The sequence below is a fragment of the Aequorivita sp. CIP111184 genome (assembly GCF_900489465.1).
Taxonomy (GTDB): Bacteria; Bacteroidota; Bacteroidia; order Flavobacteriales; family Flavobacteriaceae; genus Aequorivita.
The window spans coordinates 371846-397801 of sequence record NZ_UEFQ01000024.1; the positions used below are offsets into that span (position 1 = coordinate 371846).

Sequence of the window (25956 nt, forward strand, 5' to 3'; positions counted from 1 at the left end):
TTACTTAGAAATTTTTGGCAATCGTAGTTTTTCGGAATCTTTTAAATATTGTTTCAAAGCGAAAAGCGCTGCTATTTTTGCTTCTTCTTCATTTATCGCTTTTAGTTTTTCTTCGGAATAGTATTTCTTTACAAAATTGGTGTCAAAATTTCCACTTCGAAAGGCCTCATGTTCAAAAACAAATTTTCCAAACTGAAGTGTTGTACTCACGCCTTCAATATGATATTCTGAAATGGCTTCCAGCATTGTTTGCATCGCTTCGTTTCGTGTCTTTCCGTAAGTAATTAATTTTGAAAGCATGGGGTCGTACTGAATTGGCACTTGCATTGCCTCAGTAAAACCGTCATCTACTCGAATATTTTTTCCGCTCGGCGGACGGTAAACTTCCAATTTTCCAACACTAGGCATAAAATTATTCAATGGGTCTTCCGCATAAACACGGACTTCAAAAGCGTGTCCGTTGATTTTCAAATCTTCCTGCGAAAAGGAAAGCTTTTCATTATTGGCAACATTTATTTGCTGTTCTACCAAATCGAGACCCGTAATGAGCTCGGTAACGGGATGTTCCACTTGCAGACGTGTATTCATTTCAAGGAAGTAGAAATTGTGCTTATCATCCAAAAGGAATTCCACTGTTCCGGCACCTACATAGTCACAAGCTTTCGCAACTTTTACAGCCGCTTCGCCCATTTGTTTACGTAACTCAGGTGTTAAAACTGAAGAAGGTGCTTCCTCTACCACTTTTTGATGTCTGCGCTGTATGCTGCATTCACGTTCAAAAAGATAAACGGTATTTCCAAAATTATCAGCCAAAACCTGAATTTCAATATGCCGCGGGGAAGTGACAAACTTTTCAATAAAAACCGAACCGTCGCCAAAAGCATTTTCGGCTTCACTGATAGCTCGCTTCATCTGGTCTTCAAATTCTTCAGAATTTTCCACGATGCGCATTCCCTTTCCACCACCTCCGGCAGAAGCTTTTATAAGAATTGGAAATCCAATTTTTTTAGCAATTTCCTTTGCAGCGCCAACATTTGTAATGGCTTCATCAGTACCAGGAACCATTGGAATATCATACTTTTTAACAGCGTCTTTTGCAGCAAGTTTGCTTCCCATAACACGAATAGCGTATGATTTTGGACCTATAAAAATCATTCCGCTTTTTTCAACGTGTTCACCAAATTCGGCATTTTCACTCAAAAATCCATACCCGGGATGGATTGCGTCCACGTTTAATTCCTTGGCAACTTTTATAATTTTATCACCCAATAAATACGATTCATTTGAAGGTGGTGGGCCAATGCATACCGCTTCATCAGCAAACTTTACGTGTGGAGCATTTCTATCTGCTTCGGAATAAATAGCTACCGTTTTAATGCCCATATTTCGGGCTGTTTTCATTACTCGCAAAGCTATTTCGCCACGATTGGCAACTAATATTTTTTTAATCATTTTTCTCAAATTCAATTAGCAATTTTCCTTTATCGACTGTTTCTCCTTTTACAATGTTCACAGATTTCACAACACCGTCACGAGGAGCGGTGAGTGTGTTTTCCATCTTCATTGCTTCTAAAACACAGAGAAAATCGCCTTTTTTTACCTCATTTCCTTGGGAAACATTAACTTCTAAAATAATTCCTGGCATCGGAGCGTGCACTTCGTCATCTACTGAAGCGTTACCGATGGAAAGTCCCATTTTAGAAATAAGGGCGTCAAGTTGATTTTCTATCTTAACTTGATACCGATTACCGTTTATTGATAAGGTGTATGTTTTTTTATGAAAATTTGATTCAAGGGTTTCAATCCCTACCGATTTGTTGTTAAAGATAACATTGGACTTTTTATTGTCGGAAATTACATCAATTGTTTCCAAATCTTTTGAATTCAATGAAAACTCAAAGTTATCATTGACAATCGCTTTATATTCTTCTTCCATAAATAGAAATTTTGATAAAGGTAATATTTGTAGAAAGATTATGCCAATAGGAAAACCTTATATATGGAAAAGATGCCTAAAAAGTTTACTAGCTTGTCCGTAATTTACGAATAGCTCTACTTTTTAGACATCTCTTTATTTAAAAAAATTGGCGAACAATTTATTTTTTAGATTTCGGTTTCGATTTCGATTTGGGTTTTGTCATTTTTGGCTTTGATTTTTCAGTCGCCTTGGCCTTCATCATTTTTCTTATTCCGCTTAAGGCAGTCCTCAATTCATTTATTCGGGTTTCTAAATCTTTCTTCGGCTTATAGCCTTCACCATTTAAACCGGCCTCCACATTAAGCGATTGAATTAAAAATTCAAGATGCTCCAACTCTGCTGCTTTTTTTGCTTCAGAGCCCGCCTTTCGCCATATTTTCTTAAAATTTTGAATGACCTCATCCCACTTTGTTTCAATTTTTTCATCTTCAATAATCAAAAGAAGACATAAATCAATATTTAAAAATGCAACCATATCCCAATAGTTGAGATCTTCGGCCTCAGATTTTTCTTTTAATTTATTTTGAAGTTCTCCAAGTATCTGTTGCGCTTCAGAAATAGATCTTAACTTGTATTTTTTTCTATCTACAGTGAATTCACTCCCGTGATTATTGACGCCACTAAATACTAGCAAACAAGCGAGTTCTATAGAATTTGAAATGGAATATGTTTTGTTTGAGTTGAATTTATTATCATATGCCCTTTCATAGTGGGAAATTGCATTTTTGTATGCATTGGTTCGCTTTTTAACATCTGGTGCCAAGAGGGCTAAACGTTTAAAGGCACTTCCCAAAAGATTGTGACGTTCAGCTGTTTCTCCAGCAAATAGCAATACGGTAAGGTCACTGATTACACTTTCCGTATTTTTATAGGCTTTATTTTTGGAAGCTGCTGTTGTGTTTTCATTTTCGAAAACATCTCTTATATATAACTTTGCGCGTGTGTTACAATATTTTTCCATACAAGAAAATGAGAAGTCTGCATTTTCCATTTTCAGGAGTTCTTCATAATTTCCGGCAGCTTCTATATACATAGCTAGCTCCTGATAAATTTTGGCTACTCTTTCTATAATTTGTGGAGTTCTAAAAACATCTCTATCCACTGCCTTCATAATGGTGTCCAATTCCGCCAAATGGTCCTTTTCTGCGCTTGTAGCCATCTGTAATTGATTTAGAAGATTGTCGAGATCTATTTCTGCCTCCTGTGGAACTATATAACTTGGCGACCAAGAACCTTTTCCTGCAGAGATACCTTTCAATTTAAAGAAAGGATCTCCATAACATTGATAGGCGCCCCAAGTATTGTTGCCTGGATGCTTTTCATAAATATAATTGCGAGCGTTTTTTACAGCATCCCCAAAATTATCTCCCGAGAACATACTGCTATAAAAAACCTTTGCAAAATCTAATGCGGCAGCATCATTAACAGCCCAACCTGCAGCAATTACCGCTTTTACACCTATGCTTATTAATTGGGTACCAATATTTGCAGCCAGTTTATAACGATCGCGATAAAATTTTTCATCTTCTGCATTGCTATAACCAAGGTGACAACAGTTTACGAAGACGAGTTCGGGTACTACAGGCATCTGTTGTATTTCAAATACAGTTAGAAACATATCCTTACCGATAACCATTCCTGATTTTTTAGGGGATTTGGGGTTGAAGACTCCATGACCCGCCAAATGTATTATTGTATAATCATTGCAGAAAAAATTCTTTACTATACTTTGGGCATCTGTCCCAATAAGTTCTGTAGTAGGATAACCCACGTTTTCCAATGTATCCTTTACCATCATTCCTTCTTCTTTTGCACCTGGCAATTGAGAAATGAAACCATTTAAAATTGGGTCGGCAATAATCAATGCTCCTTTTTCAGCAACTCGTTTAATATTTACCCTATAATCTTTTGTGGATAATTGCCGTATCATTCCCGCATTGATACATAGTGGTTTAGCATTGGTTGTATTGTCCTGAAGCAATTCCCAAGGATAGGAAGCGGTTTTGGAGTCGAGTATCCAAGAAATATTTCCCTTTCGTTTAAGTTTATCTTTTAAATTATTGGGTATCAATAATTCAAAAAGAGTTTTTGCCGTACACGCTGACCATTGGTTACTACTAGAAACTTCTGAAATAAAGAGGTCTATTAATGAAGTACTGCTATAAAGTTCATTCTCTTCTTCTCTAGAATCGCCTGTGGAAGAACCAAAAACCATACTGGAAGGCGCTCCTGTTAGCTCATTTTCATCCTTGTATTTAATGGTTATCCTGTTCCACCAACCTTCAGCAGTATCCAACGGGGTTCGTTTCTGAATACCCAATAAATTTTTGATTCGTTTATTGCCTATAATGATATTATATGTTGAATTTTCCTTATTCGCTATCTTGTTGAGCACATACATACAGTTTAGTGCTCTGTCTGCGTAAAGTTCTATAATTTCAATATTTTGAACGGTTCTATAGCCTTCATCCGACAACATTTTTACTTTATCGTTGGCACGGTTTACACCATCAATAATGGCTTTGAGAGAACCTTCAACAGAAAGCCCGCCATAACCCGTTGCAACTATTAATGAAGAAATACCAATACCTTTTTTGGGAACAGTAGCGCCACGGATGCTAAGCAGGTAGTTCAATACTCCCTGCTCAACCGATTTGGATAACTGAAACGAGGTAAGCTGGTCAGGTTCGCCTAAACCTACAATTATGGCTCCTTCAAAGTCGTTTCCTTCCATCTTACCAAAAATCGCATTGGTGCCAATATCACCTGGGTAAAGCCCTAACCTATGTTTTGAAGTGAGACTTCCATTGAGGTAATTGTCTATGGATCTTTCGGCATAGAGCACTCCATCATTTAAAAAGTGACCTGCTACAATTGGGTATGAAGAGTAGCGCAGATCACCGTTACTAACGGTAACAGTAACCGGTATTTGGCTGCTAACTGGTTCCATTTCGTTCCCAAGGCCCAATATTGTTCTTTCCAATCCGTTTTCTGAAAGGTCAAAATCAATGTCTGGTTCTGCTCTAAATATTTTTTCTTCACCTCGCAATAATGGTTTTGTATTGCGAAGTAATTTAGTTTGTCCAGTGGAAAGTATTTCCTCTATGGCATTAAAAAGATCTGGCTCATTTGCCAATGCTCCGTGCGTCACCCGAGAGTAATAAACCGCATTGGCTTCAATAAGCTGTTTTGGTATGCCAGATTCCCAGGTCACACTTTGGTCTCCTTCACTGGTATAAAGGAAATAGAGTTGTTTTTTTGGAGGAATTTCATCAAGATAATAACCACACGGGGTCATTTTATCCTTTCCAGCAATATATACCATATTTGAATAATCTATCTCATCCCTTTTTTTCAAAATATTATCACGGTAATTTTTAAAATAGTCCAGATCAGATTTAAGTGGCAATGGCCAATCCGATTTTCCGAAATAACGCCGCATATTTTCCCAAGTTTCCATTTTTGCAAAATCGTTTTTGGGATCTGTTGTTAAAGGTAGCAGGGCCAAAATACCTGGAAGTTGAGAAAACATTTTAAGAAGACCTTCTTTGGTATGGAATAGATCTAAACTGCTTAATTTTTTTATAATAGCATCTTCCCCAAATAAAACAGAAGGAATTCTAAATGAACCCCCAAGCGGGGATCCAAGAAATAACATTCTAAACCCTTTTGAAGCTTTTAAATCCTGCCAAGTATCATCGTGATTAAGAATAAAATCGCGTGCCAAAAGTCCGCCCATAGAATGTCCAATAATTTTTATGGGTTGCCCAACTTTAAGTAAACTTTTAATTTTTACATTAAACTCATTTGCACATTCGGGGAGCGGTTTTCTCCAATCAAAAGGAAAGACCACTACGTCATATTTTGCTGAAAGCCATTTATAAAGTTTATAATACGAAGTCTTTACTACTGAATCTGCAACAATTTTATTTACATTGGAATATCCGAGATTAACCAAGCCTCCTGTAAGTATACGTCCATAATGTAACCATATCTCTTTGTCTTTTTGTGAAAGGTTGGAGCCCATTATTCCAGGAAGCATTATTACAATAGGTTTTGAACCTGAAGGCGGTATTTTCGACGGATATAGTTCACCAGATTCCAATAAAGCCCTATCGCTTCCAGGAATTTCATATTGCGCAATACATTTAAAGCCAGGAATTAATTCGCCTTCCGCTGTCTTAAGTACCAAATCTATTGCTTCTCGGGTCTTATCATTTTCAAAATACTTTACGTGATTTACATCAGCTCCTTGATCAAAGAAATATTGAATATTATCTTTACGCATTGCGCCTAAATACATAGAATCTGTATTCACAACCAGATCGTTTCGTTGCCAATAGAATAATTTTCCAAGGATTACAAATAGACCCTGACCTGAAAAACTAACCCTTCCATTGCCCGAAATAATAGCCAAAGGTTTCCCGTTTATAGCGGTTTCCGGCGATGGATCGTTCAATATTTTTATAAACGGTGATTCTGGTCTTTGTGCCTCCAAGCCAGGAAGTACATTTACATCATCCTTGCTTTCAACTGCTGCGGAAAGCAGTTCTTTTAAAATATCACCAAATGCTCCACCTACTATGTTTACCAAATTAAAAAATACGTTCAGAATATGGTCCAATCTTTTTGAAGCCAGCTTGGTTCCAGCAGCGGGACAGCCAACCCTAATAAATTTGGCCACGGTTATCTTTTTATCCTTAAAAATTTTGTTAAGCGCTGCTATATTTTTAATATCATCTTCTCTATTGCCTTCCTTTTCAAGCAACGCAATGTGTTGGTTAGTAAAACCTATTGAAGATTCATCATTGTCATTACTGTATTTATTTAATATATCACCAACAATTCCACCCCTAGAATGGGTAAGCATATGCACCACAGAATTATCAGGAAGCATTTGGGCAAGTTTCACAACATTTAGCAATGGACTTTCAGTAAGAGTTCTGTGCTGAAAAGCGAGTACGTTTTTACCGTAAATTTGGTGGAGCGTGTTCCAAGCAGGGGAAGCCTTTAAATCCTGAAATGCTCCAAATGTATCTGAGTTTGTTCCATGGATAAAAAGAAAAAATGGATTGTTGGAAGGCTTTTCATCAAAAACCCCAAATTTAAAATCCTTATCAACGGTGAACAAGCCTGCACCTGTTGCCAAAAAGTTTTTTGGAATAACAGTGCTGTCAATTTCATTTTGCAAATGTTTGTCTTCCAACTTTTTTGAAAGCTCTGCCACTCCTTTCCCAATAGCCTTCTTTGCAAATACTTTTAGAAGTTTTACCGCAATTTTACCAATAATACCCCTTTCCGTTGAAGGTGCCTCAACTGAGTCGGGCATAACAAAAATATCAGGCTGCATATCGCGGCTGCCGGGAGGTTTTAAAGCAGGGTCGAGTTCTGGAAAAACCTCATGCATGGTTGACGCATCACACATCCAAGAAGTTCCGTCATCAAGAACCAACTCTAGCAACTTATCATTTGCTTCCAGCTGTATTTCATGTTGATTGGAAACATCCCTATTGCTGGCCTGCAAATTATAAACAACTGCTCCTTCTTCATCAGTTTCCTTTTTGCCATAAACTACAAGTTTTTTGATCGGTTCCATAGTATCGATTGTTAGGTTGATTTTAAAAAAATAGATTAGTCTCTCTTATCAAAAAACTAAATTTGAGCATACAATGCTCAAATTCAATAGTTTAAACAAACAATATAAGTAAAATAAATTATTAAATTCAACTTTAAGTTACTGTATATGAGTTTGTTATATATAATCAGGAAACTTTTGTGAGGAGTTTAAAAAGTTACAATATTTTTTCATATTTGAAAAAAATTATCTCTTCAATTTTTAAATGCTGAAATGATTGTTCTTTGTCATCATAAATTTTTAAAAGACATTTATCATTGTGGCATATTTTCAGTATCTTTTTGAAAACAAAATGATTATGAACTTAAAATTTATATTCGCCCTTTTCTTGACGTTTTCAATGTCTTGTATCCAGCAGAAAAAGAAAAACGATGTGGCGCTTAAAACGGATTCGCAATCCTACAAAATTGAAGAGGTAGTAAAAAATCTTTCCAACCCCTGGGGAATGACTTGGCTTCCCGATGGAAGTATGTTAATTACCGAAAAAGATGGAAGATTAATTCATTTTAAAAACGGTCAAAAGAGCGAAATAACTAACGTGCCAACAGTATACAACAGCGGCCAAGGCGGTTTATTGGATATTGAACTGCACCCCAACTACACAGAAAACGGTTGGATTTATATGACCTATGCTTCGGAAGAAGGTTTGGGTGAAGGCGGACACACGGCTTTGATGCGTTGTAAATTGGATGGTAATTCGCTTACAAATATTGAAACTCTTTACAAAGCTGAACCTAACACCACAGCGGGGCAGCACTTTGGTTCACGAATTGAATTTGATGATGACGGTTTTATTTATTTCTCAATTGGCGAGCGTGGAGAGCGAGAAGTAAATCCACAAGATATAACCCGTGATGGCGGAAAAATTTACCGATTGAACGATGACGGAAGCATCCCAACAGACAATCCTTTTTACAACGAACCAAATGCTAAAAAAGCAATTTATACCTATGGAAACAGAAATCCACAAGGAATGGCAAAACATCCCGAAACTGGAAAAATTTGGATGCACGAGCACGGACCAAAAGGCGGAGATGAAATAAATATAGTTAAAAAAGGCGTCAATTACGGCTGGCCAATTGTAACCTACGGTGTTAATTACAGCGGTACAGAAATCACAAATGAAACCACAAAACCGGGTATTGAGCCTCCTATTTATTACTGGGTTCCATCAATCGCGCCTTGTGGAATGGCTTTTGTAACCGGTAATAAATATCCGCAGTGGAATGGCAAGTTATTGGTGGGCTCGCTGAAATTTGCGTATGTGGAATTACTAACTCTTGATGGTGATAAAGTAACCAATCGCGAAAAAATTGCACAAGATATTGGGCGGGTGCGAAATGTGAAAATGGGCCCAGATGGACTTATTTATATCGCTGTGGAAGGACAAGGTATTTTTAGACTAATTCCTGAATAATCAACCATTTTTAATGTCTAGCTGAGCGCAGTCGATAACTTAAAAAATTATCAACTGCGCTCTAACAGAAATATTACTTTTTAGCTCCTTTTTTTCTTTTTCTATAGAAATCAAAGGCAAACCAACCAATTACCACAATCACAAAATACATTAAGTAAGAAACCGGTTTTCCGCTACCGCCAACGGTAGTGAAAAGGCGTTCCCAACGAACTTTTTTGTTAATACCATCCCAGCTCATCCATACAAATACAGGTTTACCTACAACGTGGTTAAAAGGCACAAATCCCCACGTACGAGCATCCTCACTGTTGTTTCGGTTGTCGCCCATCATCCAATAGTAATCCATTTTGAAAGTGTAATTTGTTATAGCTTTTCCGTTTAATAAAACTTCTGTTCCAGATTGGGTAATTTTATTGTCAATTCCTAGTTCACTTCCTTCGTAAACTTCAATCACGCGTTTGTACAATGGCAATGTTTCTGGAGTGATGGAAACTGTTGCACCTTGTTTTGGAATGTATAAAGGTCCAAAGAAATCGTTATTCCAAGGATAGTTTTGATTGTTTGGAAAAATACCTTGATCCCATTGCCCCTTTTCACTATGAAGACGCGTAATTTCAACCACATTTGGATTGTTTTTAAGCATATTCAAAGACTCTTCCGATATAGCTGCAAAACGGTACGTATTGTTTCCGTATCCATAACGGTCCGTAATGTCATAGCGATTGTAAAGCATTTCAGGGTTGAGTTGTCCATTTACTTTCACCTCATAAGAAAACTGAATTCTTGCACGATCTGGCAAATCGTTCTTTTTTCCGTTGATGAAAACATAACCATCACGCACTTCAAGAGAATCGCCAGGTAATGCCACACAGCGTTTCACGTAGTTTGATTTTTTGTCGATAGGCTTGTAATAATATTTCCCATCTCCGTACTGCTGAAAAGCGTTTACTGTATCAACAGGCCAGTTAAAAACTACAATATCATTATGCTTTATATTTTGAAAACCTGGCAATCTGAAATAAGGAATCTGTGGTTCTGAAAGATATGATTTTGAATGAACAACAGGTATGGTGTCGTGTACCATCGGGAATGCAATAGGCGTCATTGGCGCACGTGCCCCGTAATGGAATTTACTCACAAAAAGAAAATCGCCAACCAGCAACGTTTTTTCCAAAGAAGAAGTAGGAATAGTAAATGGCTGCATAATATACGTGTGAACAATAGTTGCAGCAACTACTGCAAACAGAATCGAACTCACCCATTCTCCTGTTGAAGTGCGCGGCTTTAGGCTTCTATCTTTTATATATGTAACATTTTGAGTGTAGTTTATGTAATAGATATAAAGGCCCAAAGTGAGAATTCCCAAGACGGTATCAGTTGTGGAATTGCGTCCAAAACTGCGAAGGGTTTCCACCCATACAACAGGAAACATTATTAAATTCACGATTGGAACGAAAAGTAAAATAGTCCACCACCACGGACGATTTATAATTTTCATCAAAACCACTGAATTGTAAACTGGTACCGCTGCTTCCCAAGCTTTTCTGCCTGCTATTTGGTACAACTTCCATGTTCCTGCAAAATGGATTACCTGAACTATTAAAAAAAATATAAACCAACCTGTCCAACTCATAATTTGTGAATTTGTGAATTTGTGAATTTGTGAATTTGAGATTTGTTAATCTTCAATTCCCAAAACATCCTTCATTGTAAAAATACCTTTTTTATCCTTTAAAAATTCAACCGCCAAAATAGCTCCCAATGCAAATCCTTCGCGGCTGTGTGCTTCATGTTTCAGCAAAATAGTATCTATGGAAGAGTCATAGGAAACTATGTGTGTTCCCTTAACATCTTCTTCTCTTTTAGCGGTAATATTCAGACTTTCTTTATCGGAAGTGTTTAGCTTCCAATCTTGTTTATCACTGTATTTTAAAATCCCTTCAGCAATTGTAATTGCCGTTCCACTAGGTGCGTCTTTCTTCTGAAGATGGTGTATTTCTTCCACAGAGACATTATACGCTTTCCATGGTTTCATCAACTTAGCAGCATATTCGTTTATGCTAAAAAAGAGGTTTACCCCAACGCTGAAGTTTGACGCATAGATGAAACTTCCGTTACGTTTTTCACATAACTTTACCATTTCACTATATTTTTCCAACCAACCAGTTGTGCCAGAAATAACAGGGATTTCTGCCTCCAATGCTTTTGAAATATTTGCAACGGCAGCTTCAGGTGAAGAAAATTCAATGGCAACCTCAGCATCTTCAAAATTTCCTTCGGAAGATTCACTTGTACTTTTAAAAACCACGGAATGGCCTTTTTCCAAAGCCAATTTTTCAATCGTCTTGCCCATTTTTCCGTAACCGAGTAATGCTATTTTCATAGAAATATTATTTGAAACGATAGGTCAAAGACATTCCGTATTGTGGCTTTGCATTGAATTGGTTGTAATCAAAATTAGGCTCAAGCGAAAGATCTTCACTTACTTCATATTGCCTTAAATGTGCATCAACATTTGCGTCTACAACATTTAATAAATAAAAAGCCACAGTAACTATAATACTGATATCCTTATTTTTTTGGGCAGATTTTTGAGCATTAATCAATCTGTCATTACTAATTAATGGTTCCGCTCCATTTCCGTAAAATTCATCGTCAGTATATCCTGCAAGTCTTCTTTTGTAAGCATTTCGGAAGCGGTCATAATCATCATCTTGTTGTTTGTAGAAGTATACTCCTGCAGCCATACCCGCATAAATAATAGGTATTTTCCAATATTTTTTATTATAAGCTTGGCCAAGGCCCGGAATTACAGCAGAATAAAATGCAGCCTTAGCGGGTGCCAACGGATTGTATGCTTCTTTTGGTAGTATTGAATCATTAACCACGATTACCTTTTCTTCTTTTTTTACAGTTAACGAATCAGTAGTCTGCGCAAAAAGTGATGCGGTAAAGATTAAAAAAAGAATATTTAGGAAGTTATTTTTCACTTTTGATTAGCTTCAAAATACGCTCGAAATCTTCTTTATTTTTAAATGGAACCACCAATTGTCCTTTTCCAGATTTTGAAACTTTTACCTCAACAGATGTTTCAAAAAGATCTGCCAACTCTTTTTTTGCTTTTTTGGCAAAGGGAGGTGTACCCGCTTTTGGGGGTGCAGCTTTTTCACTGGGATTCTTATAATTCCGAACCAAAGCTTCCGTATCGCGAACAGAAAGGTTCTGACTTAAGATCTTTTCATAAATATCAAGTTGATCGCTTAAATCTTCCACATTTATCAAAGCGCGGCCGTGACCCATACTAATAAAACCATCGCGCATGCCGGTTTGGATAATAGGATCCAGCTTCAACAGACGAAGATAATTAGCGATGGTGGAACGGTTCTTTCCTACCCGGTCGCTTAGTTCTTCTTGCGTGACGCTAATTTCTTCAATTAACCGTTGATATGAAAGTGCAATTTCAATTGGATCTAAATCTTGTCTTTGGATGTTTTCAACCAAAGCCATTTCTAGTGATTCCTGATCGTTTGCAATACGAATGTAAGCTGGAATAGTTTCCAAGCCTACCAATTTTGAAGCACGGAAACGACGTTCCCCACTCACCAATTGATATTTGTTAAAATCTAATTTACGAACAGTAATTGGCTGAATAACCCCAAGTTCTCTAATAGATGAAGCCAATTCCCGAAGTGATTCTTCATTAAAACTGGTTCTCGGCTGAAAAGGGTTTACTTCAATACTACCCAAATCTAGTTCCACAATACTGCCCACTACTTTATCGGCATTTTTGTCTGCAACAGATTTTATATCATTGGAAGGATCTTTCAACAATGCTGAAAGTCCGCGGCCCAAGGCTTGTTTTTTGGTCGCTTTCGCCATTTATTTCTTTTCGTTTTTCTTAATTAATTCGTGCGCCAAGCTTAAATAATTATCGGCTCCTTTACTTGAAGCATCGTAACTTATAATACTTTCGCCATAACTGGGCGCTTCACTTAAACGCACATTGCGCTGAATGATTGTTTCGAAAACCATTTCATCAAAATGCTTCTTCACCTCATCCACCACTTGGTTTGAAAGACGTAAACGTTGGTCATACATTGTGAGCAACAAGCCTTCAATATCAAGATTTTCATTGTGTATTTTTTGAACACTTTTTATGGTATTCAAAAGTTTTCCAAGTCCTTCCAAAGCGAAATATTCACATTGAATTGGAATAATAACTGAATCTGCAGCTGTAAGAGCATTCAATGTAAGTAAGCCCAATGAAGGTGCACAATCTATTAGAATATAGTCATAATCTGCCTTTAAGCCTTCAATAGCTTTTTTAAGCATATACTCGCGGTTCTCTACATCTACCAATTCAATCTCGATAGCCACCAAGTCTATATGAGAGGGTATTAAATCAAGATTGGGGGAATTTGTAGAAACGATAGCTTCCTTTGCCGTGGCGCTGTGCTCAAGCAGTTGATAGGTGCCAACTTCAACAGTTTCAACATCAATTCCCAACCCCGAAGTTGCATTAGCTTGGGGATCTGCATCAATAAGTAAAACCTTCTTCTCCAAAACGCCCAATGAGGCCGCTAAATTTACTGAGGTCGTGGTCTTGCCCACACCTCCTTTTTGGTTTGCAATTGCAATAATTTTACCCATTAATTTGCTTGAAATTTTAGCAGATAAAAGTACGATTAATTATGTGGATAGAAAATCATTTTTGTTAACAGGAAGTGAACATTGGCTTTATGCCGTAAGCTGTAGGCCATAAGCTATTACTTACTTTGCCTAAAGCCTACCGCTTAAAGCTTAAAACATTTTATTTACTCTTCTTTTCGCGAATCATTGCTTCAAGCATATCCCACATTTGTTGCGGAACTTCTTCTAGAAGGTTCATTTGTCCAGCGCCTTTTAACCATTCCCCGCCATCTATTACTACTACCTCACCATTAATGTATGCTGAAAAATCTGAAACCAAGTAAGCAGCTAAATTCGCCAACTCTTGGTGCTCGCCAACGCGTTTTACAGGAACCTTTTTTGCGGGATCAAATTTTTCCTTTAAATCACCCGGAAGTAATCTGTCCCAAGCTCCTTTTGTTGGAAATGGTCCCGGAGCAATCGCATTAAATCGAATTCCATATTTTGCCCATTCCACTGCCAAAGAACGTGTCATCGCTAACACGCCAGCTTTTGCCGTCGCGCTTGGAACTACGTATGCTGACCCAGTAAAGGCATATGTTGTTACTATATTTAAAACCACTTTATTGGTTTCTTTTTTCTCAATCCAATGTTTTCCGAAAGCAAGCGTACAGTTTTTTGTTCCTTTTAAAACAATATCTATAATTGTATCAAAAGCATTAGCAGAAAGTCTTTCGGTTGGTGAAATAAAATTACCTGCAGCGTTATTCAACAAAACATCAACGCTGCCGAATTCCTTTACCGAAGCTTCAACCATTGCCTCCACTTCATCATAATTTCGAACGTCACATTGTACAGGCAATACTTTTCCGCCAGTAGCCGCTTCCAGTTCTTCTTTTACGGTTTGTAATTTTTCTATGTTACGGGAAGTAATAACTACATTGGCACCCAATTCTAAAAAATAGGTTGTCATTGCCTTTCCCAGGCCGCTTCCGCCGCCAGTTACTACTATTGTTTTTCCTTTTAGCGCGTCATCGCGAAGCATTTTTGCAGTGTAATCCATGGAATAATTTGTTTGAATGTAAAGATAAGCAGTAAAATTAGGAATGAATAATTAGTTATAAAGAATTAGCCCAATTACTATAACTATCTTCAATTTTCAATAAAGATGTTTCTTAACGTTAACAAAGCTATAAAAGAGGGCTATTAAAGGGTTAAATATTGTGAAAAAATTCTAGAGTATCTTATACTGGCCTTATCTTGTAGCTATGGAAAAAATATTAGTAGCAGGTGCACACGGCACCACCGGAAAAAAGATAATCTCAATTTTAAAAGGATCTGATAAATATGAACCGATTGCAATGGTTCGGAAAGAGGAACAAGCTTCAAATTTCAAAAGTGAAGGTGTAAAAACAGTTCTTGCAGATCTGGAAGGTGATATAAGTAATTCAACCAAAGGCATTGATCGTGTTATTTTTGCCGCAGGTTCAGGAGGAAAAAAAGTAAAAGAAGTTGACCAAGAAGGTGCTAAGAAACTAATGGATTCGTCCAAAAAAAATGGAGTTAAGAAATTTGTAATGCTCAGCTCTATGGGTGCCGACAATCCTGATGAAGCGGAAGATTTAAAAGAATATCTAAAGGCTAAACACAATGCAGATGAATATTTAAAGCAATTGGGTATTGAATATACTATTATACGGCCGGGTTCTTTAACTAATGAAGATGGGAAAGGAAAAATTAATTTAGACAGCAAACTCAATAAACGAGGTGAAATTTCACGCCGTGATGTTGCTGAAACATTAGTTGGTTCACTGGAAGATAATATTGCTAAGAATAAAACCTTCGAAATATTAGAAGGTGAGACTTATATTAAAGCCGCATTGGAAAAAATATAATTCTTAGAACTTAACCTACTTAATGAGAAAGCACCTTTTAAAGGTGCTTTTTTTATCGTTTATTTTGATTGCAAAAGTAGTTTTTGTGCCGCGCCATGATCGCCCAATTGATACACACTTACTGATGCAGCTTTAAAATGAATTGGTTTAAAAACAGATTTCGCTAAACTATCCAATAATGTTTTATGTGCAACCCCAAGACTGATATGAGGATCAAAGCTTTCATAGCTGTACTTTTCAACAAACTCAGGAACATATTCTACAGTAGACTCACTGATTGGGCTACCATCGGGGTTTTGGACAAAAGATACCTGAGAACCGTTTTTCACGATATATGGTTTTACAAGCTCAATGGTTTTTGTATGTATTTCCAATACAGAAGGTGACTTTTCAACACGTACCATCGCAAAACTTTCTTCTTTGTCTTCGTAATAAAAAAGCCTTTCAGCTTTCAATGAATCTTGGGCAATAATTTTGTGTAAAACTTCAAGCACCTCTTTTACTTTCGGTAAATCACTTTTTTTTATGAAGCACTGTAAAAGCGTAATATGGGGCACATGATTTTCATCAAGCTTTATAGTTGTGGGATTGTTTTGATTTATAAATGAATTTAGCTGAAGAGACTGTGAATACATTTCTTCCGAAGGAATTAATAGCACATCTATGGCAATTATGTTTTTCTTCATCGTACTGCAAGACATAAATCCGAAGCAAATAAAAATTGTAAATATATATTTTCTCATATTTAAAGTATAGCTACTCTACCATCATTTTTACAGTCTGCACAGAGGAACCATCGTTTAATTTCAGTATATAAATTCCGCTTGACAGATTGTGATTCCAAATTAATTCTCTCTTGGGATTTGTCCAAGATTCTTGCATCAGTTTTTGACCTGTGATGCTGAAAACTGTAGCTTTTAAATTTTCTGTTGAAATTTTTCCCGGAATTAAAATGTTGATAGTTTTTTGCACTGGGTTTTGGGCAAGAATAAACTGATTTGAAATTAGATTTTCTCCTACAGCTAAAACACCATTCCTAATTTCATCTAATGCGAACTGAGCGCTTTCTGCAGTTACAGTGACGTGTGGCTCATTATTGTTAGGAATATAAAAATTTACAAAAGGAGAATCGTTTAAATCTGGTGTGGCGAACCAATCTGGGTTCTCTATTGCCAAGGCACTCATAGTTGGAATGAAGGAGTAAAGATCCTGCTGCAGCGCGTTTATAAAATCTATTAACACTGGGTTGCCGCCACCATCGCCGAGAGCGTCGCTGATGCTACCTGTTCCGCCTGGGGCGCTGTCAGTGCCTGCGCTAGTGCTGGGCGATTGTGATATAGTTGTGTATGTGTTTATGGGGATGTTGGCAAAATAAACAGTAACATCTGTAACAGTGTTGATTTGATTTGCGGGTGGTGTAAATTTGAGTGCTACATCTACATCTGTAAGGGCATCAATAGTGAGGTTTGTATCTACCACTGTAATTCCAGGATTACCCGTAGTTGCTCCTTGGCCGCTACCGTTGATCATTGTTACGTTTCGAACATTGTTTGGAAAACCCAATGCGTTGAGTTCTGCTTGAAATTCATTTCGGAAACCGGGGGCGCCCAATGGTAACAATTTTGTTGGATCTTGTTCAAAGTCTGAGCCTGCTAATAAATGACCCAACAAATGATCAAGCAGCATTTCTTTGGCTGCTGGAGAATTTAGTAATTGATCAACAACTTGTTGGGCTGTGGCATCGCCTACTTGCACTGCGAAATAGTTTATAAGATATTGAAGACTTATCGGAATGTTGGCTCCCCTATGCGGCGAATCAAACGAAATATAAAGGCGTGTTTCTGGATCGAGGCTATTGGCCTCCATATAAGACAGAGCGTAACGAGCAATGAGGCCGCCCATACTTGGGCCGAGAACAACGAGTTTTTCATTGCCTACTTTATCTGCATTTAATTGTTGAATCATTGCGATCAAAACCATAGCATTTCGCTGGATATAATCTCCACCGCCGTCAATATCTTTTCCGCCTGTGTTATAAAGCGGGGCGTTTAAGATAACAATATCAAAACCTTCATCACGCAGAATGTCTGCCATGTTTTGTCCGCCAAAACTTAGGCTAGCATAAAGACCAGCTATATTGCGAGAATCTCCTGGATCAAAACCATCGAGAACAATAATAGGTTTGTCTAGCACGCCATCTATATTATCTAAAAAGATTTCATACTCCCCTTCTCCAAAATAGGCTTGATTTTCTTCATAACCCTGGTAAGCTATGTTTGCGGTAATGTTTTCAATTACCTGGCTTTCAGGATAAGTTGCGCCATCAGGAATATTCTGAAAGCGTATTTGGGCGAAGGAAAACTGTGTGGTGAAGATTAATAGAAGAACGTAAAACTTTTTCATTACTAACGGTTTTGGTTATGTTTTGGAAAGGTAGTGAAAAAATGGGTGTCTGATTTTTAGCTGGATTTTGGGTTCTTATTATAAGGAAGCAGTTTTTTTTTAAACGTATAAGAACAAGATTGTAAAAAAAGAAATTCTTAAAACTTCATAAACCACCGCATCAACTTCAACCGAAATGGTGTATGCGGATAATACCGAATGGAAGGATCAAGCCAAGTGGGTTTATCCATCACGCTTTTGTAATGCGTAAAAGTTTTGAAACCTGCTTCTCCATGATAATTACCAATACCGCTATGTCCTACTCCGCCAAACGGCAGGTTTGAATTACTAATGTGCATCACAGTTTCATTAATGGCACCGCCACCAAAGGAAATTTCTTTTAAAACTTTCTTTTTTATCGAACTACTTTTAGTAAACAGATAGCAAGACAGGGGTTTTGGAAGACTGTTGACAGTGGCTATGGCTTCTTCTATAGTTTCGTAAGTAAGAACGGGAAGAAGGGGGCCGAAAATTTCTTCTTGCATCACGGCGTCTTCCATCGTTACATTCTGCATTATTGTAGGCTGGATGTAGCGGGTTTCTTTATGGGTTTCACCTCCGTAATATATTTTCTCAGGGACGAGCATTTTAGTGAGACGCTCAAAATTAGTGTTGTTTATAATCTGCAGATAGTTGTCATTTTCAAAAGCGAAATGTTGGCTGATAATTTCCTGTTTGGTCTGTTCTAAAAATTTCTGCTCGATGCTTTTATGAACCAAAACATAGTCTGGTGCGATGCAAGTTTGTCCTGCATTGAGAAATTTCCCCCACACTAAACGTTTTACAGAAACTTTTAAATTACAACTTTCAGTAATTATAGCCGGGCTTTTCCCACCGAGCTCAAGGGTTACGGGTATCAGATTTTCAGCAGCAGCTTTATAAACTATCTTACCTACCTTGGTACTTCCTGTAAAAAATATTTTATCAAATTTCTGTTTTAATAATTCTTGGGTTTCTTCCACCCCACCCTCTACAACTGTGAAAAAAGCGGAATCGAAATTCTCCTTTACAATTTTTGCCATCACGGCAGCAGTGTTTGTTGGCAACTCGCTAGGTTTTAATATTACCGTATTTCCTGCAGCTATTGCAGCAATAACAGGAGCGAAGGAAAGTTGGTAGGGATAATTCCACGCGCCAATGACCAAACAGACGCCCAAGGGCTCTGGGATTATATAACTGGAAGCGGGGAAATTGAGTATGCCTGTGGAAACTGGTTTTGTACGAGCCCAATTAAATATATTGCTTCGGGCTTCTTTGATGTCTTTGTAAAGTAGGGAAAGCTCTGAAGTGTAATTATCAAACTCTGATTTTTTGAAGTCATTATAAATAGCCTCGTTTAAGAGGGCTTCGTTTTGCTCTAAAGCTTTTTGAAGGGTTTTTAGTTGCTTTCTTCTAAAGTTAAGATTTTTGGTAACTTGGGTGTTGAAGAATTTGCGCTGCTGACTGACTATTTCTTTCATGGAATCAATTTTCATTAAAATTACTTTAATGGAATTGATTGATGTTAAAAAAGGGAGAAAAATTCCTACTTATCTCTATTCAAAATCTTATACTCTTCGTAACATCCACTGATGGCATCCAGAATCTGAAGATCGTTTGCGGTACGAATGAAGTCTTTGGAGAAACTACACTTGTTCAAAATTTCATCAATATCGGCGCGTTCTAGTTGTAGTACTGCCATTAAAGTTTCGCGATCGTACTTGCTTTGAAGTAGGGTTCTAATTTCATCATCATCTTTCATTTGGCGAAGTTTCTTCATCTGCCTTGGTCGTTTTCCGAAGACATTATAGAGAAAATCCGCAGGGTTGAAAATAGAACTTAAGACCTTGCTAACAGCCCCTGGTTGGTTGCTACCACCCTCGTAACCTGTATTTAGTCCTGAAATTCTGTAGCGGTAATTATCATAAATTGGAATCAGTTTCGCGTCAATTTCAACATAACCTGTTAGCTGAACTGGTTTTATTACAACCTCTTCCAAAGCGATACCGAGCTCGGTCATTTTTACTTTTATATCGCCAAACCTAAGCCAGTCATTGGTTACACGAACGCGAATAGATTTAAATCCCAAGTAGGAAAAAAACAGTGTGTCGTTTACTACTGCTTTTATGGTAAACTCCCCTTTTTCATTGGTAGTTGTTCCCTTTACTTGATTTAGATTTACAATGTTTACGTTTTCCAAAAGTTTGTCGTCAGCATCATTCATTACGGTTCCTTTGATGGTATTATTTTCTTGGGCAAAAGAGTTTGCTGCAATAAAAAGGAGGACTATAAGTAGGATATTTTTTTTCATATACGGCTTTAATATACGGAAAAATTTCACTGGCGTGAAATGTTCCCTTCTTTTTCAATTTTAGATTTCAATGTTTTTTTTACACCACCAAACCATTCGTCTTTTAGAATGCTTAAAACGATACTGTCGCGCCTTCCATTTGGGGCAGCGCAGTTGTTTCGTAATATTCCTTCAACCGAACAGCCTATACTTTTCATTGCTGCAATACTTCTTTCATTGTTTGCATCTGCACGAAATTCTACACGATCCAAACCTAAAGTCTCAAACGCAAATTCAAGCAGTAACAGTTTACACTGTTTGTTAAGGCCTGTGCCCTGAAATTCTTTTCCATACCAAGTATAACCCAATTGAACAGTATTATGAGTTTTCTGAAAATCATAAAAGCGTGTACTACCGGCAACTTTTTGGGTGCGTTTGTCGAATACAATAAAGGGATATGAGGTTTCTTCTTTTCTTCCTTTTAGCGCAATGTCCAAATAGGCTTTCAAATTTTCCAGACCATCTGCTGGCTGCAGGGAGTATTTCCACAGTTCAGGCTGTTGTTCAGAGAAAGACAACAGCTTATCAATATCTTGATTGTGCAGGGGATTAAGACGAACAGCGTCGTTTTCTAATATATGTTCTTGAAGAAAGTTAAAGGTTTGCATAATCCTAAAAAAATACGGGCCTCTTTACTAAAGGCCCGTAAATATAATTATATAGACGTTAAAGTGTTACTAAAGTTTAAAAGGAGTAGTCATTTTCTTTAAACAATTGTGACTTTAACCTGGAAAGATTACTCCTTTCTTCTCCTTCTGCCGCCAGTACCTTTGGTTTCTGGGCGTTCACTACCTCTTCGGCTTTTGCCTTTAAAAGCTGGTTTATCACTGCTGCTAGATCCGGCGCTTCGTTTTTTGAAACCGCCTCTGCGCTCGCCACGATCTCCACCTCTATCGCGGCTATCGCCACCACGATCACTTCTATCGCCTCTTCTTTTACCACGATCGCGATCACGTCCGCCGCCTCCGCCGCTTCTGCCTTTGCTGCGACCCGTGTCTTTGGAGATTTCAATATTGATTTGTCTTCCTTCAAGTTTAAAATCCTTGAAGATACCCATCACCAATTCTTGATGTGTTGTGTCTGTATTAAAGAATGAAAAGCTATCTTTTACATCAACTTTGTATACATCGTCTTTTCCTAATTGCAGCAAATCGCGAAGGAAGTCTTTCAAACTCATCCAATCGAAATCGTCTTTGCTTCCAATATTTAAGAAATAGCGCGTGCTGTCCTTATTTTCTTCTTCGAAATTGCGTTCACTACCTCCAGAAATATTAAGGTCTTTACTATTTTTATAGTAATTCAAGAAGCGCGTAAACTCTACCGAAAATACTTTTTGAATAAGTTCTTCTTTCGAGAAATCTGCCAATACTTCATTTATATTCGGAAGGTAAGCGTTGATTTCAGGATTTATCTTAGTGTCTTTAATGTTGTTTGCCAAGTGAAACATCTGTACTTCACAAATTTCCATTCCAGAAGGAATTTCCTTTGCAATGAATTTCTTTTGGATCATCTTTTCAATAGTGTGAATTTTTCGCACCTCACTTTTTGAAACGATAACCATTGAAATCCCAGTTTTCCCAGCACGACCTGTACGGCCGCTACGGTGCGTGTAAATTTCAGTTTCGTCCGGCAATTGGTAGTTTATTACGTGTGTAATATCATCCACATCAATTCCGCGAGCGGCAACATCTGTTGCTACCAACATTTGAATTTGGCGTGCACGGAAAGATTTCATTACAGTATCGCGCTGGCTTTGGCTTAAATCGCCGTGAAGTGCCGCGGCATTGTAGCCATCTTCAATCAACTGCTCCGCAACTTTTTGGGTGTCGCGTTTTGTTCGGCAAAAAATTACTGAAAAGATTTCTGGATTTGCATCTGCCAAACGCTTTAATGCACTGTAACGATCGCGTGCATTTACCAAATAATATTCGTGCGAAACTTGATCTGAACCTACGTTTTTAGTTCCCACAGTAATTTCAACTGGGGTATGCATAAATTTCTTTGCAATCGTAGAAACTTCTTTCGGCATTGTTGCGCTAAACAACCAAGTGCTTTTCTCTTTTGGAGAATGTGAAAGGATTTCGGTGATGTCTTCATAAAAGCCCATGTTGAGCATTTCATCGGCCTCATCGAGCACGCAATATTCAATTTTTGAAATATCAATCAGCCCACGGCCAATCATATCTTTCATTCGCCCGGGGGTTGCAACTATAATCTGCGCTCCTTTTTTAACCTGGCGCGCTTGATCGGTTATACTCGCACCACCGTAAATAGCGGTTACGTTAAGCCCTGGCATATATTTACCATAAGCTGTCATTTCATTTGTAATCTGAAGACAAAGTTCGCGGGTTGGCGAAAGGATAAGTCCTTGCGTAGTGCGACTTTTTACGTCAATTTTTTGCAACATTGGGAAACCAAATGCTGCGGTTTTACCTGTTCCTGTTTGTGCTAAGGAAACCATATCGGTTTCGCGCTCTAAAAGGATTGGAATTGCTTTTGCTTGTACTTCTGAAGGGGTTTCAAAACCCAAGTCGGTAATGGCTTTTAGAAGATGTTCTTCCAAGCCGAGTGCTTTAAATGCTGTCATTTTATTAAATAAAGTTTTTATATGTGTGCTAACGGGAAGCGACTGGACATATAAAAAAACGGACAGCTTCACTATAACACCCCTCACCCTGAGGGTTTTTCTTGAAAAACAAATGCGGTTAACAATTGATTTTTCAAGGGCGCAAAAGTAACTTAAAGTTTTCAGTTAGCAGCTTCAGTTGGCAGTTTTTTATGAAATGATAAAAAAGTATTCGATTTTCAATTTTAAGAAACTGTAAAATGAATACCCACTAATTCATTATTTACTGACACTTATTTGGAGAGGTAATCAATCAATTGGCGCATTGCCTTTCCGCGGTGGCCTATTTCGCTTTTTTGTTGAAGAGTCATTTCTGCAAAAGTTTTATCAAACCCTTTTGGTTGAAAAATTGGATCATAACCGAAGCCTGATTCGCCGCGTAGCTCTTTAATTATTTCGCCTTCGCAAATTCCCAAAAACATAATTTCTGAATGGTTCATTGAAAGTGCAATGGCGGTTTTAAATCGCGCCGAACGATCTTCTTTGTCTTTCAGATTTTTCAGCAATTTTTGAATATTTGCATTAGAATCGTGCGAAATTCCTGCATAGCGCGCACTATAAACACCGGGTTCATTGTTTAGAGATTTTACCTCTAAACCAGTATCGTCGGCAAAGCAATCAAGATTATAATTGTCGCGCACATAGTTTGCCTTTAAAATTGCGTTGCCCTCGATGGTATCTGCAGTTTCTTCAATATCTTCATTGCAACCTATATCGTCCAAACTAAGTAATTCGAGATGATCTGGAAGCATTGCTTTAACTTCGATGAATTTATTTTTATTATGGGTTGCGAAGACTAGTTTCATTTTGATTAACGATTGTGAATTGTTGATTATTGAATCTGAAATTTATTATTTGGTGTTTTCACTTTTAAAACGTTTGATAATTTCTTCTGAAGCCTTAATCGTGTTCTTTAACCACTGCATTTCAATTTCATATTTTTCGGCTTCCGAAAGTTGCCAGTTTACATCAGTTTGTTTCATTTTTGAAACTACACTTTGCAAAATAATTGCCGCGGAGACTGAAATATTTAAACTCTCTGTAAAACCATACATCGGAATTTTTAAAAATCCATCTGCTTCGTTCATCACTTTATCGCTCAATCCATCCATCTCTCTTCCGAAGAAAAAGGCGCTCTTTTTTGTAACATCAAACTCGTGAAGTAACGTGGAATTATCGTGCGGCGTTGTCGCGATGATTTGATAACCTGAATTTTTTAAAGTTGAAATACACGTTTTTATGGAATTATATCTTTTAAAATCAACCCACTTTTGTGCGCCCATTGCAATTTCTTTATCAATGCGCTTACTCACTTTCTCCTCTACTACATGTAAATCCTGAATACCGAAAACATCGCAGGTTCTCATAACCGCGCTTGTATTGTGAAGTTGGTAAACGTCTTCGGTAACTACCGTGAAATGGCGCGTTCTTTCAGAAATCACTTTTTGAAAACGTGTATTCCTGTGCTCCGTAAGGTATGTTTGAAGGTGTTTTAAAAGTTCTAAATCCACTGTAAGAATTTTAATGCTATTTCGTGTTATTTAATTTTGCGAAGATAAAAGTTATTGAATCAATACGCTCCTTTTCATTTATTTTAACTGAATAATTCCTCATTCGAAGTCGGCAAAAGAGATGTTTTTTATTAAATTTATAGGTATAATTTAAACCAAGGATTTTATGAAAATTGCAGTACTCACAGGAGCTGGAGTCAGCGCAGAAAGCGGAATAAAAACTTTTAGGGACAGCGATGGTCTTTGGGAAGGCCACGATGTGATGGAGGTTGCCTCGCCCGAAGGTTTTCAGCGCAATCCTGCTGCGGTGCTCGATTTTTACAATCAACGGCGAAGACAACTGTTGACGGTTCAACCCAACGCTGCACATATTGCTTTGGCAATACTTGAAAAAGATCACGAAGTAACCATCATAACCCAAAATGTGGACGATTTGCACGAACGGGCTGGAAGTACAAATGTTATTCACCTTCACGGTGAACTTCTGAAAGTGAGAAGTACTTTTGATGAAGACTTGGTTTTGGATTGGAAAGAAGACTTAAATCTTGGCGATTTCTGTGAATACAATCACCAACTGCGTCCACATATAGTTTGGTTTGGCGAAATGGTTCCGATGATTGAAGTTGCCGCAGATATCGTTGAACAAGCAGATGTGATAATAATCGTGGGAACTTCAATGCAAGTCTATCCTGCAGCTGGTTTGGTTCAATATGCAAAACTAGACACACAAATCTATTTTGTGGATCCAAAACCGTCCATTTCAGAAAACAGAAGAATCACGGTTGTTGCAGAAAATGCTTCCACAGGCGTTCCAAAGATTGTTGAACTTTTAAAATAATAAACTATGCTTCCCGAAGATTTAAAAGAAAAATTGATGGAGGTTGACAGCAGTCGCAAAAAGAGACTGGAAATTGCTTTTTGGATAACCAAAAAACCCCATTATGTGCGTGAAACACTTCAATGGTGTTTTTCAGAAGAAAGCGAACTTTTAGTTCAATCTGCTTGGGTCCTGGAAGTTATCTGTGCATATAAAGCAAAAAACTTTTTTAAGTATATGCATTTGTTTTTTGAGCAACTTCCCAAAATAAAAAATGATTCTGCATTGCGTTCCTGCGCAAAAATATGTGAAATGCTGTGCCATTATCATTTTATGCATGAGTTTGGTATTGTGTCCAATGTCTTAGAAAAAAACGAAAGACAATGTATCACGGAATGTTGCTTTGATTGGCTAATAACCGACCAGAAAGTTGCCTGCCAAGCTCCTGCCATGCAATGTCTATACTACTTGGGATGGGATCACGATAAAAAATGGATTTATCCCGAATTGAGAAACATTCTTACTAAAAATGCCCCCAATAAAAGCGCGGGCTACCAAGCTAGAGCGCGTAAAATTTTAAAACGAATTACATAAGTGGAGCTAGCTACCATTAAAAAATAAAGAAGTTTAACCAAACACACCTATTTTTTATAGCTTTATAAATTAACAAACCATAT

At 37.6% G+C, this 25956-nt stretch carries 21 protein-coding genes; 4 read left to right on the plus strand and 17 right to left on the minus strand.

What is annotated here, in order from left to right; translation table 11 throughout:
* The 3 genes from accC to AEQU1_RS11025 all read right to left on the minus strand — a co-directional run bounded on the left by accC (nucleotide 1) and on the right by AEQU1_RS11025 (nucleotide 7574).
* A complete protein-coding gene (gene accC, locus AEQU1_RS11015; protein ID WP_181566764.1) occupies nucleotides 1-1449 on the minus strand; it encodes an acetyl-CoA carboxylase biotin carboxylase subunit in 1449 nt (482 codons plus the stop codon).
* On the minus strand, nucleotides 1445-1936 hold the full coding sequence (locus AEQU1_RS11020; RefSeq protein WP_111881117.1) for an acetyl-CoA carboxylase biotin carboxyl carrier protein subunit: 492 nt from the start codon (nucleotides 1934-1936) through the stop codon (nucleotides 1445-1447). The genes accC and AEQU1_RS11020 overlap by 5 nt, the downstream gene beginning before the upstream one ends.
* 160 nt (nucleotides 1937-2096) lie before the next feature.
* Nucleotides 2097-7574 (minus strand): CHAT domain-containing protein, encoded by a 5478-nt coding sequence (locus AEQU1_RS11025; RefSeq protein ID WP_111881119.1) that lies wholly within the window; start codon nucleotides 7572-7574, stop codon nucleotides 2097-2099.
* Between the two features lie 337 nt (nucleotides 7575-7911).
* On the opposite strand from AEQU1_RS11025, the gene AEQU1_RS11030 reads away from it, so the two are divergent.
* On the plus strand, nucleotides 7912-9030 hold the full coding sequence (locus AEQU1_RS11030) for a PQQ-dependent sugar dehydrogenase (protein ID WP_408730904.1): 1119 nt from the start codon (nucleotides 7912-7914) through the stop codon (nucleotides 9028-9030).
* Nucleotides 9031-9103: 73 nt separating this feature from the next.
* Here AEQU1_RS11030 and lepB read toward each other — a convergent pair whose 3' ends face one another.
* The 6 genes from lepB to AEQU1_RS11060 form a co-directional block, all read right to left on the minus strand.
* Nucleotides 9104-10663, minus strand: coding sequence for a signal peptidase I (gene lepB / locus AEQU1_RS11035; protein WP_111881122.1), 1560 nt, complete (start codon nucleotides 10661-10663; stop codon nucleotides 9104-9106).
* A 45-nt stretch (nucleotides 10664-10708) separates the two neighbouring features.
* Nucleotides 10709-11413: a 4-hydroxy-tetrahydrodipicolinate reductase gene (gene dapB / locus AEQU1_RS11040; protein WP_111881124.1), complete on the minus strand. Its 705-nt coding sequence runs from the start codon at nucleotides 11411-11413 to the stop codon at nucleotides 10709-10711.
* A gap of 7 nt (nucleotides 11414-11420) precedes the next feature.
* Nucleotides 11421-12020, minus strand: coding sequence for a DUF5683 domain-containing protein (locus tag AEQU1_RS11045; RefSeq protein ID WP_111881125.1), 600 nt, complete (start codon nucleotides 12018-12020; stop codon nucleotides 11421-11423).
* Nucleotides 12010-12909 (minus strand): ParB/RepB/Spo0J family partition protein, encoded by a 900-nt coding sequence (locus tag AEQU1_RS11050; protein ID WP_111881127.1) that lies wholly within the window; start codon nucleotides 12907-12909, stop codon nucleotides 12010-12012. The genes AEQU1_RS11045 and AEQU1_RS11050 overlap by 11 nt, the downstream gene beginning before the upstream one ends.
* Entirely contained in the window at nucleotides 12910-13680 is a 771-nt protein-coding gene (locus tag AEQU1_RS11055; RefSeq protein ID WP_111881129.1) for a ParA family protein, read from the minus strand.
* Between the two features lie 160 nt (nucleotides 13681-13840).
* A complete protein-coding gene (locus tag AEQU1_RS11060) occupies nucleotides 13841-14722 on the minus strand; it encodes an SDR family oxidoreductase (protein WP_111881130.1) in 882 nt (293 codons plus the stop codon).
* Between the two features lie 205 nt (nucleotides 14723-14927).
* Between AEQU1_RS11060 and AEQU1_RS11065 the strand changes: the two genes are divergently transcribed.
* Nucleotides 14928-15554 carry an SDR family oxidoreductase gene (locus AEQU1_RS11065; protein WP_111881132.1) on the plus strand — a complete coding sequence of 209 codons (627 nt, stop codon included), beginning with the start codon at nucleotides 14928-14930 and terminating at the stop codon, nucleotides 15552-15554.
* A 59-nt stretch (nucleotides 15555-15613) separates the two neighbouring features.
* Here AEQU1_RS11065 and AEQU1_RS11070 read toward each other — a convergent pair whose 3' ends face one another.
* The 8 genes from AEQU1_RS11070 to AEQU1_RS11105 form a co-directional block, all read right to left on the minus strand.
* On the minus strand, nucleotides 15614-16297 hold the full coding sequence (locus AEQU1_RS11070) for a 2'-5' RNA ligase family protein (protein ID WP_111881133.1): 684 nt from the start codon (nucleotides 16295-16297) through the stop codon (nucleotides 15614-15616).
* A gap of 13 nt (nucleotides 16298-16310) precedes the next feature.
* A complete protein-coding gene (locus tag AEQU1_RS11075) occupies nucleotides 16311-17957 on the minus strand; it encodes a T9SS type A sorting domain-containing protein (protein ID WP_111881135.1) in 1647 nt (548 codons plus the stop codon).
* A 137-nt stretch (nucleotides 17958-18094) separates the two neighbouring features.
* Nucleotides 18095-19456 carry an aldehyde dehydrogenase gene (locus tag AEQU1_RS11080; RefSeq protein ID WP_111881412.1) on the minus strand — a complete coding sequence of 454 codons (1362 nt, stop codon included), beginning with the start codon at nucleotides 19454-19456 and terminating at the stop codon, nucleotides 18095-18097.
* 65 nt (nucleotides 19457-19521) lie between these two features.
* Nucleotides 19522-20286, minus strand: coding sequence for a carboxypeptidase-like regulatory domain-containing protein (locus tag AEQU1_RS11085; RefSeq protein ID WP_111881136.1), 765 nt, complete (start codon nucleotides 20284-20286; stop codon nucleotides 19522-19524).
* Nucleotides 20287-20312: 26 nt separating this feature from the next.
* Nucleotides 20313-20933 (minus strand): GNAT family N-acetyltransferase, encoded by a 621-nt coding sequence (locus tag AEQU1_RS11090; protein ID WP_111881138.1) that lies wholly within the window; start codon nucleotides 20931-20933, stop codon nucleotides 20313-20315.
* Nucleotides 20934-21061: 128 nt separating this feature from the next.
* Nucleotides 21062-22912, minus strand: coding sequence for a DEAD/DEAH box helicase (locus AEQU1_RS11095; protein ID WP_111881139.1), 1851 nt, complete (start codon nucleotides 22910-22912; stop codon nucleotides 21062-21064).
* 272 nt (nucleotides 22913-23184) lie between these two features.
* Entirely contained in the window at nucleotides 23185-23757 is a 573-nt protein-coding gene (locus AEQU1_RS11100) for a non-canonical purine NTP diphosphatase (RefSeq protein ID WP_111881141.1), read from the minus strand.
* A gap of 45 nt (nucleotides 23758-23802) precedes the next feature.
* On the minus strand, nucleotides 23803-24462 hold the full coding sequence (locus AEQU1_RS11105) for an RNA methyltransferase (RefSeq protein ID WP_111881142.1): 660 nt from the start codon (nucleotides 24460-24462) through the stop codon (nucleotides 23803-23805).
* Nucleotides 24463-24628: 166 nt separating this feature from the next.
* On the opposite strand from AEQU1_RS11105, the gene AEQU1_RS11110 reads away from it, so the two are divergent.
* Both AEQU1_RS11110 and AEQU1_RS11115 read left to right on the plus strand, forming a co-directional pair.
* Nucleotides 24629-25300 (plus strand): NAD-dependent deacylase, encoded by a 672-nt coding sequence (locus AEQU1_RS11110; protein ID WP_111881144.1) that lies wholly within the window; start codon nucleotides 24629-24631, stop codon nucleotides 25298-25300.
* A 6-nt stretch (nucleotides 25301-25306) separates the two neighbouring features.
* The gene (locus AEQU1_RS11115) at nucleotides 25307-25873 is read left to right on the plus strand and encodes a hypothetical protein (protein WP_111881145.1); all 567 of its coding nucleotides are present in this window, start codon (nucleotides 25307-25309) and stop codon (nucleotides 25871-25873) included.
* Nucleotides 25874-25956 lie beyond the last annotated feature (83 nt).

What these genes read in the sequence shown, in the direction of transcription:
- AEQU1_RS11100 (WP_111881141.1), bottom strand. Translation starts at nt 23,757, where the DNA reads ATGAAACTAGTCTTCGCAACCCATAATAAAAATAAATTCATCGAAGTT.
- dapB (WP_111881124.1), bottom strand. Translation starts at nt 11,413, where the DNA reads ATGAAAATAGCATTACTCGGTTACGGAAAAATGGGCAAGACGATTGAA.
- AEQU1_RS11095 (WP_111881139.1), bottom strand. Translation starts at nt 22,912, where the DNA reads ATGACAGCATTTAAAGCACTCGGCTTGGAAGAACATCTTCTAAAAGCC.
- AEQU1_RS11065 (WP_111881132.1), top strand. Translation starts at nt 14,928, where the DNA reads ATGGAAAAAATATTAGTAGCAGGTGCACACGGCACCACCGGAAAAAAG.
- AEQU1_RS11085 (WP_111881136.1), bottom strand. Translation starts at nt 20,286, where the DNA reads ATGAAAAAAAATATCCTACTTATAGTCCTCCTTTTTATTGCAGCAAAC.
- AEQU1_RS11090 (WP_111881138.1), bottom strand. Translation starts at nt 20,933, where the DNA reads ATGCAAACCTTTAACTTTCTTCAAGAACATATATTAGAAAACGACGCT.
- AEQU1_RS11020 (WP_111881117.1), bottom strand. Translation starts at nt 1,936, where the DNA reads ATGGAAGAAGAATATAAAGCGATTGTCAATGATAACTTTGAGTTTTCA.
- AEQU1_RS11060 (WP_111881130.1), bottom strand. Translation starts at nt 14,722, where the DNA reads ATGGATTACACTGCAAAAATGCTTCGCGATGACGCGCTAAAAGGAAAA.
- lepB (WP_111881122.1), bottom strand. Translation starts at nt 10,663, where the DNA reads ATGAGTTGGACAGGTTGGTTTATATTTTTTTTAATAGTTCAGGTAATC.
- AEQU1_RS11070 (WP_111881133.1), bottom strand. Translation starts at nt 16,297, where the DNA reads ATGAGAAAATATATATTTACAATTTTTATTTGCTTCGGATTTATGTCT.
- AEQU1_RS11115 (WP_111881145.1), top strand. Translation starts at nt 25,307, where the DNA reads ATGCTTCCCGAAGATTTAAAAGAAAAATTGATGGAGGTTGACAGCAGT.
- AEQU1_RS11080 (WP_111881412.1), bottom strand. Translation starts at nt 19,456, where the DNA reads ATGAAAGAAATAGTCAGTCAGCAGCGCAAATTCTTCAACACCCAAGTT.
- AEQU1_RS11025 (WP_111881119.1), bottom strand. Translation starts at nt 7,574, where the DNA reads ATGGAACCGATCAAAAAACTTGTAGTTTATGGCAAAAAGGAAACTGAT.
- AEQU1_RS11055 (WP_111881129.1), bottom strand. Translation starts at nt 13,680, where the DNA reads ATGGGTAAAATTATTGCAATTGCAAACCAAAAAGGAGGTGTGGGCAAG.
- AEQU1_RS11030 (WP_408730904.1), top strand. Translation starts at nt 7,912, where the DNA reads ATGAACTTAAAATTTATATTCGCCCTTTTCTTGACGTTTTCAATGTCT.
- AEQU1_RS11050 (WP_111881127.1), bottom strand. Translation starts at nt 12,909, where the DNA reads ATGGCGAAAGCGACCAAAAAACAAGCCTTGGGCCGCGGACTTTCAGCA.
- AEQU1_RS11110 (WP_111881144.1), top strand. Translation starts at nt 24,629, where the DNA reads ATGAAAATTGCAGTACTCACAGGAGCTGGAGTCAGCGCAGAAAGCGGA.
- AEQU1_RS11075 (WP_111881135.1), bottom strand. Translation starts at nt 17,957, where the DNA reads ATGAAAAAGTTTTACGTTCTTCTATTAATCTTCACCACACAGTTTTCC.